Consider the following 15,437-nt stretch of genomic DNA (forward strand, 5'->3'; position numbering starts at 1 on the left):
GCACTTAGATGATTGCCAACGTCATCATTTCTGCGCGGATTCACCCCATGCCCAACCCCTACCAGCTACGCTTCCCCTCCCACCTGGGCCTGGATCTCTCCGTTCACCACTTCACCCTCGACGAAGCACTCGATACCCCCTATCTGCTCAACGTCACCGTCACCAGCGCCGACCCCGCGCTGCCACTGGCATCCCTCATCCATCAGCCGGTCAGCTTCACCATCACCCCGCCATCCCTCAACCCGCTGCCTTCCTTTCCGGGCCTGCCCAGCCCACCAGCCGACCCGGCGCTGCAGCGCGTGTGGCATGGCCTGGTGTACGAGGCCTGGCGCGAGGACTGCAATGTGCAGGAAACCCGCTATCGCTTTGCCATCTGCCCACGCCTGAGCCTGCTGGCAGATGGCTGTACCTGCCGCTTGTTTCAAAACAGCACAGTGCAGCAGGTGATTGGCGCGGTGTTGCAGCAGCATGGCTTTGCCGCCAGTGAAGTGCGGTTTCAGCTCACCAGCCCGCTACCGACGCATGCCCACCTCACCCAGTGGCGCGAGTCGGATTTGCAGTTCATCTCCCGCCTAGCCGCCGAAGCCGGCTTGTTTTACCAGTTTGTGGCGGAGGAGGCCGACAAGGAGCTGCTGCTGTTTGGCGATAATCTGGAGCACTACGGTCGCGGGCGGCTGCTGGATATTCCGCTGCGGCAGGCCGGTGGGCTGCGGCATGACGACGACGCGGCTATCCAGCAATGGCAGATTCACCATCGCAGCATGTTGCACAGCGTGCGCCGTACCGATTTCAACTATCTGACTACCGATACCGTGCTGGATGCCGAGCAAGATTTTAGCGGCCCGCAACAAGCAGCGGCGTACGGGCTGGACTATGCCTGGGGTGAGGGCGGGCGTGATGCGACAGAAACCGCCCGCATCGCCCAGCTGCGCCATCAGGCGTCGCAGGCACGCCAGTGTGTGGCCAGTGGCAGCGGTACGGTATTGCACATCCGTCCGGGCGAGGTGTTGCGACTGCTGCAGGCGTTTGATGAAGCACCGCATGGCTGGCTGATCATCGCCGCCCGGCATCAGGGCGCGCGCGATCAGGCCTATCACAATACCTTCCAGGCCATTCCGGCCGACCGCATCTGGCGACCGGCGCTGCAAGCCAAGCCACGCATCCACGGCACGCTACCGGCCATGGTGGTCAGCCCGGCGGACAACAGCTACCGCTATCCCTTTCTGGATGAGCTGGGCCGCTACCGGGTGCGCTTTCTGTTTGATCTGGACCGCTGGAGCCCCGGTGGCGACTCGCGCCCGGTACGGCTGGCCAAGCCGTTTGCCGGTGGCGGCTTTGGCTTCCACCTGCCCTTGCATGCCGGCACCCGCGTCAATCTGGGCTTTGACGATGGCGATCCGGATCACCCCTATATCGCCTCGGTGCTGCACGACAGCAGCAAACCCGATCACATCAACAGCGGCTGGAATACCCGCAACGTCATCCTTACCCGTTCCCACAACAAGCTGCGCATGGAGGATTTGCAGGGCAAGGAGCACATCAAGCTGGCCACCGAATACGGCAAGGCCCAGCTGAATATCGGCCATCTGGTAGACGCCCAGCGCCAGCCGCGCGGGGAGGGTTTCGAGCTGCGCAGCGACCAGTGGGGGGCGATACGTGCCGGCAAAGGCCTGCTGCTGTCTGCCCACGCCCAGCCGGGGGCCGGCGGCCTGCAGCGCGAGATGGCACAGACCGTGCAGCAGCTGGAGCGCGCCAATCAAAGCATCGACAGCCTGAACGCCGCCGCCAGCAGCGCCAAGGCAGACCCGGTACAGCTGCAAGCGCAGCTGGATTTGCTCAGCCAACAAGTCAAAGACCTGCAGCAGGCGGTGCTGCTGGCCAGCGCCCCCGCCGGCATGGCCCTCACCAGCGGCGGCAGCCTGCACGCCGCTGCCGGGCAGGACATGGCGCTCACCGCCCAGCGCAATGTGGGCGTATCGGCCATGAAGTCCTTGATGGTGAACATCGGCCAGGCCATCAGCCTGTTTGCCGCCAAGGCGGGCATCAAGCTCTACGCCAACCAGGGCAATGTCGATCTCCAGGCGCAAGGCGGGGCCGTGCTGCTGTCCTCGCGCCAGGACACGCAAATCCGCAGCTTGCAGAAGATCAGCCTGGCGGCGCAGGAGGAAATCGTACTGAGCGTGGGCGGCAACGCCGTGCGCATTACCGCCGAGGGCATCCGCACCCTGGGCAAGACCACGGTGTATGGCCCATTTGCCACCACGGCGCAAAGCAGCCAGCCGGTAGACGTGGCGGGCCTGCCCGGCCCGGTCGGCTTGTTTGGCGAGCAATTCCGCCTGCGCGGTCCGCAACGCAAGGAGTGGCACAACTTGCCCGTTGGTATCCACACCTCCGCTAGCCAGTGGGCACAAGGGAGCGACCGAAATGGAGCCAGCCCGCCACTGCATGCTGGCCAACAGCAGCAGGCCCAGGCTGGCTTACTGTGGTTTGACTGGGCCACCCCGCAAGCGCCAGCGGCCGCCACGCAGACGCCGGAAACACCAACAAGCACGCCACCCACCCCCCAAGCAGGAGACCAGCCATGAGCCAGGGCAATCCGCTCACCCGCAGCCAGATCATGAGCAAAGACAATCTCTCTGCCACCAGCATGCTCAATAGCAAGCCCAACTCGGTGTGTTATCTGGAGGGGACGTGCCAAACCGCCTGGAGCCTGGCGCAGCAGTTTGCCATCGTGCGGCTGTCGCCCTCCACCCCGCCAGGCCGACCACCGCCACCGTTCAGGATCCGGACAAAACCCATCCGTCCTACCATATATCGCCCCATCAAAGGCGATGTGAAGACCAAGTCGGTACGCGCCCGCATCGTAGCCGCCACCTATGCCCGCTTTTATCTGGAAACCGAAGAGTTTGGCGACCCCAAGCGCAAGGGCCGTTACTACTGGATGGCACTGGGGGCATTCGCCAGCAAAACCGTGGCCTGCTCCCTGGAACACCGCGTCGTCAAAATCGCCGCCAAGGTGGGCATCGATACTGTGGCCGATGGCCTGGGCAAGGGCAATTTCTGGCTGTTTCAGGACATTGCCCCCATTCACTGGCTGCACAGCTATGACTTTAGCTCCTACTTCTATTGCGCCAATACGCGTGGCGAAAAACTGTATGGGGTGATGGAAAACCAGCTCACGCAGCTCCCCTGGGCCGAGCAGGCGCTACCGGTATTGCAACACCTGAAACTGTCGTCCTATGTACAGACTGGCATGCGTTTGGTACGCGAGATTGAGAAGCTTTCTCCTGGAACAGAAGACTACCGGAAGAAACAACTCGCCCATTTATTGGCCATCGCCAATCACGAACAGCGGGTGGTATTACAAAAGCTGATTTATAACGACCCCGGCTTTGCCGTGTGGCTGCAACGCCAACGCGCCGCGCAAAACGCAGCAGACATGCTGCTGAAACCAAACACCACCTGGCTTCCGCTCAACGTGAATGCAACCAGCCGGGCTCTGGCTCTGCTCGTCAAAACCATACTGCCCCCCTTGGAACTGGTGTTTTCCGCCGCCTGTGAAACCAAGGACCCCACATTAAAATCCGAGGCTACCAAAGACACCATATTGGAAAACGAAAACAGTCGAATGCGGTGGATTGGTTTAGCAGCGAAACAATTTCATGGCTTGATGGGGACGCAAGCTGCCTATATGGACCAGCAATTACGCAGTATCGCCAGTTGGCATAAACCGACGATGACCACCTCTGAGCTGGTATTACGCCAACACGATCCATGGTGCATGCGATGAAACAACTCCTGTCTTGCCTGCTATTCATACTTCTTACTGCCTGCCAACCTAGCCGGAGTGATTCGAAGCCCATGTCTAATGCCATCAATCCAATTGAAATCACCATTAAAGTCGGTGAAAACGCCGATACATTTTCCAAGCGCAATGCGGATCTATTGCACTTGAATGTCCAACCAGCCGGGCTGACATTTTATCAAATAGATCGAGACCCACATCAATTAGTGACTGTTCAGCTAGCGCAAGGTAAATTTAGTCTGACTATTCCCTATGTTCTTAGCGTAATGGGGACGCTGAATACTGATTATTTATCAGCAGGGTTAGAAAAATTTAGTCTGTTTGCCGCCCTCACCGATCAAGACACCTTAAGCGATGAGGCGGTACGGGTGTATATCAACAGCCTGCTGCAACAATTCCGCGCCAAAGGCTGGCAACCACGTTTTTATTATGATGCGCCACGACTACGGGGACAGGAACAATTTGACTATGCCTTGGCCGAGTCAGAGGACAGCTTTGTACTAGACGGCGCGATGGATCTCAGCCCGCATAACTGGCAGCGCATCAACTGGATCGCCAGCCCCTACTGGATGTTCTACGCCGACAATGTGCTTGCCGAAATCAATTTCAGCCGCTCCCCCACCTGGGAAGACCCCAAGCAGCCCGGTACCGGTTTGCTAACCATCGACTTCCAAAGCATGGAAAGTTTTTTACGGGAAGAAATCGAAGACAAAGACCGCCCCAACTGGCGTGCCTTCTGGCCTGCCAAGGCCAAGTGGTACCGCGACCGGCGTGATAGCGCGGAAATCCGCTTGCACAAGGAAGGCAAGCATATCGACCTGCACTACCAGGACCCGCCCTTACCGCCACCGCCGCCCGGCCAGCGCAACCCGGAGCTGCCGCCGGAAGTCACCCGCCCGGCCCATCCCATAGTCAAACCAGCCGACCAAGTGCCACCACGCCGAGATTCTCCCTCCATCGGTACCCGCTGCCGTAGCGGCGACACCTGCCCACAATCCGGGATATGGCAAGTGCAGTGGCCGGGAGACAGCATGCTGGCGGGCCGGCCCAATATGTACGGCCAGCAGCACATCAAGCAAGGCCAGGTATTTCCCCGCATGAACGTGCCACGCGCGCGCCGTTACCGCCTGTGGCAGACCTTGCGCGGCCCGGTATTCAGCGAGGAAGTGGTGGAGTGGCAGTTAGTGTCATATACGCCCGCCCCCAAGCCCTTTGTACCGCCATGGCCACGGGCGTCGTAAGCGCGATGACTGCACAGTATCGCTGGTCGGTATCAATCCACGATGACAAGCTTTTACAAACAGCGGGTTGTGCTGCAAAAGCTGATTTATACCGACCCCAACTTTGCCGGGTGGCTGCAACGCCAGTGCGTCGAACAAAATGCAGCAGACACGCTGCTGGAACCAAGCACCACCGGGCCCAGCCCGGATACCTCTATCCCTCGCCACTGTGTGCCATATCAGTGAAACTTCGCCCCCCGCGATATCAACCTTATGCACCTCCTAATTATTGCTCATAAATTATTCCTACTCATTTAGGATTGAAAAGATGAAATTCCAACATATCCACCTCCGTGACAATAAGCGATTCTTAGCTGCGCTGCCGTTCATATTATTTCCCATCAACAGCAACGCCGCAAATATGGCGGGATTAGCAGAATTTTTTATTTATTTAATTACCTTCATTGCGATCATATGGATTGGATTGACGATTGGGGTAGCATACTTGCTTCGTCGGAAACCTCCACAAAAGAGGATAAAATTGACGCTATTATTTTTATTTCTACCTATATTGTGGATAGCCATAGTTTTACTAGCAGATTTCGCAACGAGTGGATATCAAAGTCGTCAAGAGATTACCACCAAGGCACTAGAGGTTTGTGGAGCTAACTTCCCAAGTGGAAGCGATGCAAAATACGATGGAGAAGGAGGATTTTTTGGCTGGGGTGCAAAACGGACTCTGGTATAGATTACTAGTCCTGACCCTATACCATTTGGTGATGCTTTTATCGACAAATTTATTTTCATTAGCGATTACTGTCCCAATAACGAGGCCAGGGCCATTATCAGTACTGGTACTCTTATCTACGGCCTCCCCTGTGGAGAGGCGACTTTTTCTTATTCCTCAACAAAACGTCCAGAGTTGATATCATGTTTTTTGGCTAAGCCAGTTACTTGGCAAGGTGTAACGTGGGAGGCCGGCTCTTTTATCCATCTGGAATATGCAGATCCTAATATACTGGCACGCTGTGATGACCAGCCATCCCCCGAGAAATATTTAAGTTGTGCTGCACGAAAACGACTCCTTGCAAAGTCCAGCAATAAATAACAGTCTTAAATATTACACATTTCAAGACCAAACCAACCATATCAGGACATGGCAATGCAAAAACAACACAAAATCACATTAACATTACGAACTGCTTGCTATATAATGTTTTTCTCCGCAATTGCATGTGGATTTTTCGGACTTATGATAGCCGGCGTTTCAGTATCTGGGAGTGGCGGCGGTCAAGATCTAATTAACACCCTATTTTCAATAAAAGATGCTTTATTTAGCCTCTCAGCAATCGCAACTACCTATTTAATCATTTTACCGTGGCTAGATGGCAAGAAAAATATAAGTTACTCCAAAGTATTACTATCTAGCTCATTTGATATTTTCATCTTGTTTATTGTGTTTTTAAATTTCTCATAACTGGGTTTTGTATAAAAAAGCGGCCCCCAAACTGGGAGCCGCTTGTGATCTGGCCAGAAAGCGTCTTACTTCAGGCTACCGGACAGGAAGGCCTTCAGGCGTTCGCTCTTGGTATTGCCGAATACTTCGTCCGGGTGGCCTTCTTCTTCCACCCGGCCCTGGTGCAGAAACATCACGTGGTTGGACACATTGCGGGCAAAGCCCATTTCGTGCGTCACCACCACCATGGTGCGACCTTCTTCGGCCAGGGTTTGCATTACCTTGAGTACTTCGCCCACCAGCTCCGGGTCCAGTGCTGAGGTGGGCTCGTCAAACAGCATCACCTCTGGCTCCATCGCCAGCGCACGGGCAATGGCCACGCGCTGCTGCTGGCCACCGGACATATGCGCCGGATACTTGGCCTGGGCCTGGGCATCCAGTCCTACCTTGCGCAGGTACTTTTCCGCGCGGGCAATGGCTTCGTCGCGAGAAAGGCCCAAAACGTGGATGGGAGCTTCGATGACGTTTTCCAGTACCGTCATGTGGCCCCACAGATTAAAGTGCTGGAACACCATGGCCAGTTTCGAGCGCATGGCTTGCAGCTGTTTCTGGTCGACCGGTATCAGTTCACCCTGTTTGTTTTTTTGCAGGCGAATTTCCTCACCGCCCAGGCTGATGCTGCCAGCGTTGGGTTTTTCCAGGAAGTTGATACAGCGCAGAAAGGTACTTTTGCCCGAGCCGGATGAACCGATGATGCTGATTACATCGCCGGCCTTGGCCTTGAGCGAAATACCCTTGAGTACTTCGTGGCTGCCATAGCTTTTGTGCAGGTCTTTAACGACTAGCTTTTCCATCTTTTATCCTTGCGGGTAACTCAGGCCTTCATCGGGCGCAGGTGCGCCAGCCACTTGCTTTCCGCCTTGCGGAACAGGGCCACCAGAACAAAGGTGATACACAGGTAGATCAATGCCGCCACACCAAAGGCATTGAACGAGTCGTAGGTGGCGGCATTTACGTCACGTGCCACTTTCAGGATGTCCGGTACGGTGGCGGTAAAGGCGACGGTGGTGGCATGCAGCATCAGGATCACCTCGTTGCTGTAGGCCGGCAGGGCGCGGCGCAGCGCGGATGGAATAATCACGCGCCGGTACAGGGTGAACCGGTTCATGCCATAGGCACGGCCAGCCTCAATCTCGCCATACGGTGTGGCCTTGATGGCTCCGGCGAAAATCTCGGTGGTATAGGCGCAGGTGTTCAGGCCAAAGGCCAGAATGGTGCAGTTATACCCTTCGCGGAAAAAATGATTGAGGAAACCCACCTCACGCACCACATCCAGGCTGTACATGCCGGTGTAAAAGAACAGCAGCTGGATGTACAGCGGTGTGCCACGGAACACGTAGGAAAACAGCCATACCGGGCTGGATAGCCATTTGGATTTGGACACGCGGGCAATGGCCAGCGGAATGGAGGCGCAGAAGCCGAAGGTAATGGAAATCACCAGCAGCCACATGGTGACGGCCAGGCCCGACAGGTGATAGCCATCCGTCCACAGGAAGGCTTTCCAGTATTGTTGGATGATGTCGATCACAGGTCTGCCTCCCGTACACCGGTGGAATAACGGCGTTCCAGCCACATCAGCACCAAGCTGGAAATCGTGGTCAGAATCAGATAGATGGCACCAGCCACCACGGTGAAGAAGAACACTTTGTACGAACTCTTGCCCGCGTCAATCGACGCCTTCACCACATCGGACAGACCGATAATGGACACCAGCGCAGTCGCCTTGAGCATCACCTGCCAGTTGTTGGAGATACCCGGCAGGGCAAAGCGCATCACCTGGGGAAACTGGATGCGGGAAAAGGTTTGCCAACTGCTCATGCCATAGGCAATGCCGGCTTCGATCTGGCCTTTGGGCACAGACAGGAAAGCACCACGGAAAGTCTCGGTGAAATAGGCTCCGTAAATGAAACCCAGGGTAAACACACCCGACACAAAGGGGTTGAGGTTGATCTGTTCCATCCCCTGCCATTCGGTCAGATGATTCATGCCGATTTGCAGGCTGTAGAAGATCAGCAGCATCAGGACCAGATCTGGTACGCCGCGAATCAATGTGGTGTAAAGCGTGGCAATGCCCTTGAGCACAGGATTGCTCGACAGCTTGGCGCCAGCGCCACCCAGACCGATGATGAAGGACACCAGCAACGACATGACTGCCAGTTCCAGTGTGACCCATGCACCGTCCAGGATGATAGGCCCGAATCCATCCAGAAACATGGCCGTTTCCCCTGTATGTTGTTATCGCTGCCCAACGGCCCGGGCGCAGACTGCCACCGCCCGATCCCGACGGGAGCTGGCGAAAACATATCTTTACAGCCTTGGCGTAAGTGTCAGCGATTGGCGGCGGACGTAACAGTGGGTGTTACGCATCTCCTCCGCAGCCGTGATGAAAACGCGCCCCGGCAAATTGCAACGGGGCGCGGTGCCTCTGTCGGTGTTACGACTTATTTGCCGTATACATCAAACGTGAAGTATTTCTTTTCGATTTTCTTGTAAGTGCCATCTTTCAGCATGCCGGCAATTGCCTTGTCGATGGCTGCTTTCAGATCGGTATCTTCCTTGCGCAGGCCGATGCCGGCACCAGTACCCAGGGTTTTCGGGTCGTTCAGGTTGCCGCCGGCGAAGGCGAAGCCCTTGCCTTCCGGTTTTTTCAGGAAGCCTTCATCAGCCTGGATGGCGTCTTGCAGGGAGGCGTCCAGACGACCGGATGCCAAGTCAGCCAGTACCAGGCTCTGGTTTTGGTACGGAACCACTTCTACACCGCCCGGAGCCCAGTGAGCCTTGGCGTAAGCTTCCTGGATGGTGCCTTGCTCAACACCAACGCGCTTGCCCTTCAGGGACGCAGCAGTCGGTTGCAGGCCGGAACCAGCCTTGGCCACCATGCGGGTCGGGGTATTGAACAGCTTGGCGGAGAAGTTGATTTCTTTCAGACGTGCTTCGTTGATGGACATGGAAGACAGCACGCCATCAAATTTCTTGGCCTTCAGGGCCGGGATCATGCCGTCGAAGTCGTTTTCCACCCATACACACTTGGCTTTCATGCGTGCACAGATTTCATTGCCCAGGTCGATGTCGAAACCCACCAGCTGGCCATTGGGCGCCTTGGATTCAAACGGTGCATAGCTGGCGTCAACGCCAAAACGAACTTCTTTCCAGTCCTTGGCGAAAGCGCCAAAAGAAGTGGCCATCAGTGCCAGAGAAACGGCGGTAATCACTTTTCTCATCAAACTTCTCCTTACTGCTTGGTTTTATTGTTCACACCATGCCGGGCAGCCCCTGCCACCGCAACATACTCGATACGCTGCATCAGCTCGCCTGCCTTGTGGGCGGAACAAACTGACTGGCAGCAATGGTTATATGAATAGCGCAAATTGTCCAGAAGCACGACTCCGGATACAGGATAAATAACGCATCCATCCTGACCGGAGAGGACAGCCGGGCGCGCATGCACCCATATCTGGAAAAGCAAGTCGCATTCGATTGTATTCTTGAGTACAAAATACAACAAACACACGTAAAACTACGTAGCGTATTTTGCAGTGCGACATCAAATTTTCAAAGTACAACCATGCAATAGACGAAAAAAAAGCCGGTTTCTTCTGAAAACCGGCTTTTGTGGCAGTTTCTGGCTTAGTTTTCTTCGCCTGCAGCCTTGGCCGCAGCCGCTGCCGCCTTGGCCGCTTCAGCCGCCTCCAGTTGAGCGCGGGCCGCAGCCTTGCGGGCCAGGCGCGCTTCTTCGGCCTGACGCTCGGCTTCTTCAGCAGCGGCACGGGCGCGGGCACGCATGATGCGCAGGTAACTGTCGATGGCACGTACCAGTTCGCGCGTGCCTTCGTGGGTGAGTGCAGAAATGGCAAACACGCGTGGCGTGTCCACATCGAAGCCCAGGCTGTCATCCGGCTGGGTCTTGGGCCAACCGTAGGCTTCCAGGAAGGCAGTCACGGTCAACGCGCGCTCTTCTTCCGGTAGCATGTCCAGCTTGTTCAGCACCAGCCAGCGGGGCTTGCCGTGCAATTCTTCATCGTACTTTTCCAGCTCGGCCACAATGGCGCGGGCTTCGCGTACCGGATCAACATCCGGGTCGAACGGGGCCACGTCAACGATATGCAGCAGCAGGCCGGTACGTTGCAAATGCTTGAGGAAGCGGTGCCCCAAGCCCGCGCCTTCCGCCGCACCTTCGATCAGGCCGGGAATATCGGCAATCACGAAGCTGCTGGTATCGTCCATGCGTACCACGCCCAGATTGGGGTGCAAGGTGGTAAACGGATAATCCGCCACCTTGGGACGCGCCGCCGATACCGAACGGATGAAGGTGGATTTACCGGCATTGGGCATGCCCAGCAGGCCCACGTCGGCCAGCACCTTCAGCTCCAGCTTGAGGGTCCGCTGCTCGCCTTCTTCACCCGGCGTGCTTTGACGCGGCGCGCGGTTGGTGGAGGACTTGAAGTGGATATTGCCCAGGCCACCCTTGCCGCCACGGGCAATCATCACCCGTTGGCCGTGGTGAGTCAGGTCGGCCACCAGCTCGCCGGTGTCGTGGTCGGTAATCACCGTGCCCACCGGCATGTGCAGTTCGATATCGTCACCGCCCTTGCCGTAGCAATCGGCACCACGGCCACGTTCACCGTGCTGTGCCAGGTATTTTTTGACAAACCGGTACTCCACCAGGGTGTTGACGTTTTCATCCGCCACGGCAAACACGCTGCCGCCCTTGCCGCCATCGCCACCATCCGGGCCACCAAACGGTACGTATTTTTCCCGGCGGAAACTGGCGGCACCATTGCCACCCTTGCCCGCAAACACTTCAATCCGGGCTTCGTCGATAAACTTCATAGATCCTCCTTGAGGAGTCAGGCGTCAAGGTTGGCCATGTGCTGCGCCAGCCTTCACGCCTTGCCCCTCGCCAGGCCTGCCAACACGGCAAGCCGGATAAAAAAAAGCCCTATCTCGCAGGATAGGGCTTTCTTGTCTGCAGAAAGCGATTATTCGCCGTCTACACCGGTGTACGGTACCACGGTAACGATCTTGCGTTGCAGAGCACCCTTGATGGTGAACTTAACGTAGCCGTCAACCTTGGCGAACAGGGTGTGATCCTTGCCCAGACCAACATTTTCACCAGCGTGGAAACGGGTACCACGCTGACGTACGATAATGGAACCTGCCGGAATCAGTTCGCCACCGTAAGCCTTAACGCCCAAGCGTTTGGCTTCGGAGTCACGACCGTTGCGGGAGCTACCGCCTGCTTTTTTGTGTGCCATGACTGTTTATCCTTACTTCGAAATCGCGTCGATGCGGATTTCGGTGAAGTTCTGACGATGACCCTGGTGTTTCTGGTAGTGCTTACGACGACGCATCTTGAAGATGCGGATCTTGTCGCCACGACCGTGGGAAACGACAGTAGCCGTAACGGTGGCACCAGCTACCAGCGGGGCGCCTACAACAACCTGTTCACCGTCAGCGACCATCAGCACTTCTTCGAGTACGATTTGGCTGTCGACGTCTGCAGGTATCTGTTCTACTTTGAGTTTTTCACCGATGGCAACTTTGTACTGCTTGCCGCCGGTTTTTATGACCGCATACATTCGCTTAGCTCCTAAAGAGGGATCTTCCTCGCATCACGCGAAGAAGAACGCGAAACTATACGCAAGCCACAAAAAGTTGTCAATAATTTCATCAGTTTAGCCGTACAACCAAGCAGGGCATGGCTGTCTGCAAGGCTTTTCTGGTAACATTCCGCGCTTCTGGCTCCGCTAAAACCAACAACTGGCTAAAACCGTGTCCACCCCGCTATTCCGTACCCTGATCGCTGAAGACATGCAGACCGTAGATGGCGTCATCCGCACGCGCCTGCATTCCGATGTAGTGCTTATCCGCCAGGTGGCGGAATACATCATCTCTGCGGGTGGCAAGCGCCTGCGCCCGGTGCTCACCCTATTGTCCGGCAAGGCACTGGGCTACGAAGGCGCACATCTGTACGAACTGGCCGCCATGATCGAGTTCATCCACACCGCCACCTTGCTGCACGACGATGTGGTGGACGAATCCGACATGCGTCGTGGCCGCGAAACTGCCAATGCCCTGTTCGGCAATGCCGCCAGTGTGCTGGTGGGCGACTTCCTGTACACCCGCGCCTTCCAGATGATGGTGACCACCAATAATATGCAGATTCTGCAGGTGATGGCCGAAGCCACCAACATCATCGCCGAAGGCGAAGTACTGCAGCTCTTGAATATCGGCAATACCGAACTGTCCGAACAAGACTACCTGCAGGTGATCCAGTACAAAACCGCCAAACTGTTTGAAGCCTCTGCCCGCGTCGGTGCGCTGATTGCCGGCGGCAGCGAAGCCCAGATCAAGGCATTGTCTGATTACGGCATGTATCTGGGCACCGCCTTCCAGATCATCGACGACGTGCTGGACTACAGCGGCGACGCCGACACCATTGGCAAGAGCCTGGGCGACGACCTGGCCGAAGGCAAGGCAACCCTGCCCTTGATCTACACCATGCGCCAAGGCCCTGCCGCCGCCGCCGAGGTGGTGCGCCAGGCACTGGAAAACGCCAGCCGTGACCGTTTCCACGAGGTATTGGCTGCGGTACAATCCTGCGGCGCGCTGGACTACGCCAAAAACGAAGCCATCAAGGCCGCCGAACAAGCCGTGGCCGCCATTGCCGATCTGCCGGACACCCCGGTAAAACAGGCACTAATTGAGCTGGCCCGCCTGTCGGTAAACCGCAACGCCTGATCCGGATTTAGGTCTCCGTAGTTAAATGGATATAACGGCCCCCTCCTAAGGGGCAGTTACAGGTTCGATTCCTGTCGGGGGCACCACTTACACTTCCAGAGAAGTCCAGCAACATCCACCAAAGCCGCACCCAGCAAGGGTTTGCGGCTTTTTTTATGCCTATAATGTCCGAGGAGGGCCAGCCACTTCCAGTGGTTTTGCTGGTACAGTTGCTGGTACAATTAAAAAATGACAAATGAGATACCAGCAAAAGGAGGCCACCATGCCCCTGACAGACGCGCAAATAAAGGCTTTGAAGCCTAGTGAAGATGGCAAGCAGCTGAAGTTGGCTGATGGAAAAGGCCTGCATCTAATCGTGATGCAGAATGGTTCCAAGTACTGGCGCTTTTTCTACCGCCATGCAGGCAAGCAAAAAACCCTCGCTCTCGGCACCTACCCCGAAACTACGCTCAAACAAGCACGCTCCAAGCTGGAAGGTGCACGGCGTCTCTTGGCTGAAGGCACGGACCCGAGCCTACAAAAGCAAGTCGACAAGCTTAATGCTAGTGTTTCCAAAGCCACCACATTCGCACTGATTGCCAGAGAATGGCACGCCAGTGCCAGTCATGAGTGGAGCAAAGATCACGCAGAGCGCGTGATGTCCTCCCTTGAAACACACATCTTCCCATTCCTGGGCGAACTGCCGATTTCGCAGATCAAGCCGATGCAGTTGCTGGCCGTCCTCCAAAAGGTTGAACGTGCAGGCAAGATCGACACTGCCCTACGACTAAAGCAGCGATGTGCCTCCATCTTTGACCTAGCCATCCGCACCGAGCGCTGCGACACCAACCCTGCAGCGCCACTTGCTAAGACCCTGCGTACCCAGCAATCAACGCCACGCCGTGCCTTGCATCAGGACGATTTGCCAGATTTTCTCAAGTCCTTGGGTAGCTTTGATGGCAACAAGCAGACCGCACTGATGATGGAGCTGGCCCTACTCACTTTCACCCGAGTGGGTGAACTATCACAGGCCAGATGGGAAGAGATCGACTTCGATAAAGCTCTGTGGACCATTCCACCAGAGCATCGCAAGCTACAGGAAAAATTCAAGAACACCGCACCGCCACACCTGGTACCGCTCTCTAGCCGCGCCATAGCGGTCCTGCGCAGCATGGAAGAGATCAGCGGAGGGCGTGAGCACATCTTCCCCAACCGCAACGACCCACGCTGCCCCATGTCACCAGAAACCCTACGCAGAGCCCTACACAGCATGGGCTACAAAGGCAAAGCTGATGTACATGGCTTCCGAGCTACAGCCTCCACCATCCTGAACGAAGCAGGCTTTAACCCTGATGCAATCGAACGTCAGCTATCTCACGTCGAAACCAACAAGGTACGTGCTGCCTACAACCGTGCGGAGTACATGGAGGAACGAGTTAAGATGATGGAGTGGTGGGCTGAATTTCTGGCAAACCAGAACCAATAAGCGCGCATTCCGGAGCAACCAGGACAGGTTTTCCATCAAATATTGGATACCTGTTCCAGCTTAACCTGAATGGCTGGGGTGGCTCAAATTGGTCGATTTGTAAAATTGGTTGCTCACTTACGATACATCCGCTTGGTCGGCGGTAGTTCGGCCGAGGCGGTCCTTCCCCAGTTTGCTAGGCAACGGCCGTTTTACACAGAACTTCGGACATACTCGAATGTTGTGCATTGGGGCATCACTTGGGTTGCAATACTGCCATAGCGTTGATGGTAAGCCGGGCTCCGGGTTTGGGGAGCGCATCAATGCCGATGACGGTTCGAGCAGGAAATGGCTCAGAAAAATGCTCTGAGTACGCACGGTTCATTTCAGTAAAATCGTCTACATGAACCAAATTCACTTGGACCATCGTGATGTCAGCTTCGCTCCCACCTGCGGCGACAATACAATCAATTACATTTCGTATTTCCTGCGCTGCCTGCGCATATGCAGTATGTCCAGCCAATTCTCCTGATTTCGGATCAACTCCCGGTGTTCCAGAGACGAAAATCATATTGCCAGACTTGACAGCATGACTGTATGGGCCGATTGGTTGAAATAAATCGCACCTTACAAACTCTCTCGGCATGTTTTTCCCTTGCTTATTTATTGACTTTCCAGATGGTAGCTTACGACCCAGAACCGTCATTCTGG

General features: G+C 55.9%; 15 protein-coding genes and 1 tRNA gene. 8 read left to right on the plus strand and 8 right to left on the minus strand.

Features of this window, described 5'->3' with window-relative positions; translation table 11 throughout:
* The first annotated feature begins 47 nt into the window (after positions 1-47).
* The 5 genes from ACODR9_RS11265 to ACODR9_RS11285 all read left to right on the plus strand — a co-directional run bounded on the left by ACODR9_RS11265 (position 48) and on the right by ACODR9_RS11285 (position 6,502).
* Entirely contained in the window at positions 48-2,585 is a 2,538-nt protein-coding gene (locus ACODR9_RS11265; protein WP_488809362.1) for a type VI secretion system Vgr family protein, read from the plus strand.
* A complete protein-coding gene (locus ACODR9_RS11270) occupies positions 2,582-3,790 on the plus strand; it encodes a DUF2515 family protein (protein ID WP_488809363.1) in 1,209 nt (402 codons plus the stop codon). The genes ACODR9_RS11265 and ACODR9_RS11270 overlap by 4 nt, the downstream gene beginning before the upstream one ends.
* Positions 3,787-5,046, plus strand: coding sequence for a hypothetical protein (locus ACODR9_RS11275; RefSeq protein ID WP_488809364.1), 1,260 nt, complete (start codon positions 3,787-3,789; stop codon positions 5,044-5,046). Before ACODR9_RS11270 ends, ACODR9_RS11275 begins: the two co-directional genes overlap by 4 nt.
* Positions 5,047-5,353: 307 nt before the next feature.
* Positions 5,354-5,773: a hypothetical protein gene (locus tag ACODR9_RS11280; protein WP_488809365.1), complete on the plus strand. Its 420-nt coding sequence runs from the start codon at positions 5,354-5,356 to the stop codon at positions 5,771-5,773.
* A 414-nt stretch (positions 5,774-6,187) separates the two neighbouring features.
* Complete coding sequence (locus tag ACODR9_RS11285) at positions 6,188-6,502, plus strand: hypothetical protein (protein ID WP_488809366.1); 315 nt, start codon at positions 6,188-6,190, stop codon at positions 6,500-6,502.
* Positions 6,503-6,567: 65 nt separating this feature from the next.
* Here ACODR9_RS11285 and ACODR9_RS11290 read toward each other — a convergent pair whose 3' ends face one another.
* The 7 genes from ACODR9_RS11290 to rplU form a co-directional block, all read right to left on the minus strand.
* Positions 6,568-7,335, minus strand: a complete 768-nt coding sequence (locus ACODR9_RS11290; RefSeq protein WP_488809367.1) for an ABC transporter ATP-binding protein — start codon at positions 7,333-7,335, stop codon at positions 6,568-6,570.
* A 20-nt stretch (positions 7,336-7,355) separates the two neighbouring features.
* On the minus strand, positions 7,356-8,069 hold the full coding sequence (locus ACODR9_RS11295; protein WP_488809368.1) for an ABC transporter permease: 714 nt from the start codon (positions 8,067-8,069) through the stop codon (positions 7,356-7,358).
* On the minus strand, positions 8,066-8,755 hold the full coding sequence (locus tag ACODR9_RS11300; RefSeq protein ID WP_488809370.1) for an ABC transporter permease: 690 nt from the start codon (positions 8,753-8,755) through the stop codon (positions 8,066-8,068). The genes ACODR9_RS11295 and ACODR9_RS11300 overlap by 4 nt, the downstream gene beginning before the upstream one ends.
* 227 nt (positions 8,756-8,982) lie before the next feature.
* Entirely contained in the window at positions 8,983-9,762 is a 780-nt protein-coding gene (locus tag ACODR9_RS11305; RefSeq protein WP_199103945.1) for an ABC transporter substrate-binding protein, read from the minus strand.
* 406 nt (positions 9,763-10,168) lie between these two features.
* Entirely contained in the window at positions 10,169-11,371 is a 1,203-nt protein-coding gene (gene obgE, locus ACODR9_RS11310; RefSeq protein ID WP_488809371.1) for a GTPase ObgE, read from the minus strand.
* Positions 11,372-11,520: 149 nt separating this feature from the next.
* Complete coding sequence (gene rpmA, locus ACODR9_RS11315) at positions 11,521-11,796, minus strand: 50S ribosomal protein L27 (RefSeq protein WP_181835277.1); 276 nt, start codon at positions 11,794-11,796, stop codon at positions 11,521-11,523.
* 12 nt (positions 11,797-11,808) lie between these two features.
* The gene (rplU, locus tag ACODR9_RS11320) at positions 11,809-12,120 is read right to left on the minus strand and encodes a 50S ribosomal protein L21 (protein WP_059284477.1); all 312 of its coding nucleotides are present in this window, start codon (positions 12,118-12,120) and stop codon (positions 11,809-11,811) included.
* Between the two features lie 193 nt (positions 12,121-12,313).
* Between rplU and ispB the strand changes: the two genes are divergently transcribed.
* The 3 genes from ispB to ACODR9_RS11335 all read left to right on the plus strand — a co-directional run bounded on the left by ispB (position 12,314) and on the right by ACODR9_RS11335 (position 14,747).
* Positions 12,314-13,282 (plus strand): octaprenyl diphosphate synthase, encoded by a 969-nt coding sequence (gene ispB, locus ACODR9_RS11325; protein WP_488809372.1) that lies wholly within the window; start codon positions 12,314-12,316, stop codon positions 13,280-13,282.
* A gap of 11 nt (positions 13,283-13,293) precedes the next feature.
* Positions 13,294-13,368: transfer RNA gene (locus ACODR9_RS11330), tRNA-Arg, on the plus strand.
* Positions 13,369-13,544: 176 nt separating this feature from the next.
* Complete coding sequence (locus ACODR9_RS11335) at positions 13,545-14,747, plus strand: tyrosine-type recombinase/integrase (protein WP_488809373.1); 1,203 nt, start codon at positions 13,545-13,547, stop codon at positions 14,745-14,747.
* A 235-nt stretch (positions 14,748-14,982) separates the two neighbouring features.
* Here the strand turns inward: ACODR9_RS11335 and ACODR9_RS11340 are convergent, their stop codons facing one another.
* A complete protein-coding gene (locus ACODR9_RS11340; RefSeq protein WP_488809374.1) occupies positions 14,983-15,432 on the minus strand; it encodes a RidA family protein in 450 nt (149 codons plus the stop codon).
* Positions 15,433-15,437 lie beyond the last annotated feature (5 nt).

Source organism: Aquitalea sp. FG25 (genome assembly GCF_057809375.1).

Coding starts and splice junctions, on each gene's coding strand:
- ACODR9_RS11270 (WP_488809363.1), top strand. CDS start 2,582: ATGAGCCAGGGCAATCCGCTCACCCGCAGCCAGATCATGAGCAAAGAC.
- obgE (WP_488809371.1), bottom strand. CDS start 11,371: ATGAAGTTTATCGACGAAGCCCGGATTGAAGTGTTTGCGGGCAAGGGT.
- ACODR9_RS11290 (WP_488809367.1), bottom strand. CDS start 7,335: ATGGAAAAGCTAGTCGTTAAAGACCTGCACAAAAGCTATGGCAGCCAC.
- ACODR9_RS11275 (WP_488809364.1), top strand. CDS start 3,787: ATGAAACAACTCCTGTCTTGCCTGCTATTCATACTTCTTACTGCCTGC.
- ACODR9_RS11335 (WP_488809373.1), top strand. CDS start 13,545: ATGCCCCTGACAGACGCGCAAATAAAGGCTTTGAAGCCTAGTGAAGAT.
- ACODR9_RS11305 (WP_199103945.1), bottom strand. CDS start 9,762: ATGAGAAAAGTGATTACCGCCGTTTCTCTGGCACTGATGGCCACTTCT.
- ACODR9_RS11285 (WP_488809366.1), top strand. CDS start 6,188: ATGCAAAAACAACACAAAATCACATTAACATTACGAACTGCTTGCTAT.
- rplU (WP_059284477.1), bottom strand. CDS start 12,120: ATGTATGCGGTCATAAAAACCGGCGGCAAGCAGTACAAAGTTGCCATC.
- ACODR9_RS11300 (WP_488809370.1), bottom strand. CDS start 8,755: ATGTTTCTGGATGGATTCGGGCCTATCATCCTGGACGGTGCATGGGTC.
- rpmA (WP_181835277.1), bottom strand. CDS start 11,796: ATGGCACACAAAAAAGCAGGCGGTAGCTCCCGCAACGGTCGTGACTCC.
- ACODR9_RS11280 (WP_488809365.1), top strand. CDS start 5,354: ATGAAATTCCAACATATCCACCTCCGTGACAATAAGCGATTCTTAGCT.
- ACODR9_RS11340 (WP_488809374.1), bottom strand. CDS start 15,432: ATGACGGTTCTGGGTCGTAAGCTACCATCTGGAAAGTCAATAAATAAG.
- ACODR9_RS11265 (WP_488809362.1), top strand. CDS start 48: ATGCCCAACCCCTACCAGCTACGCTTCCCCTCCCACCTGGGCCTGGAT.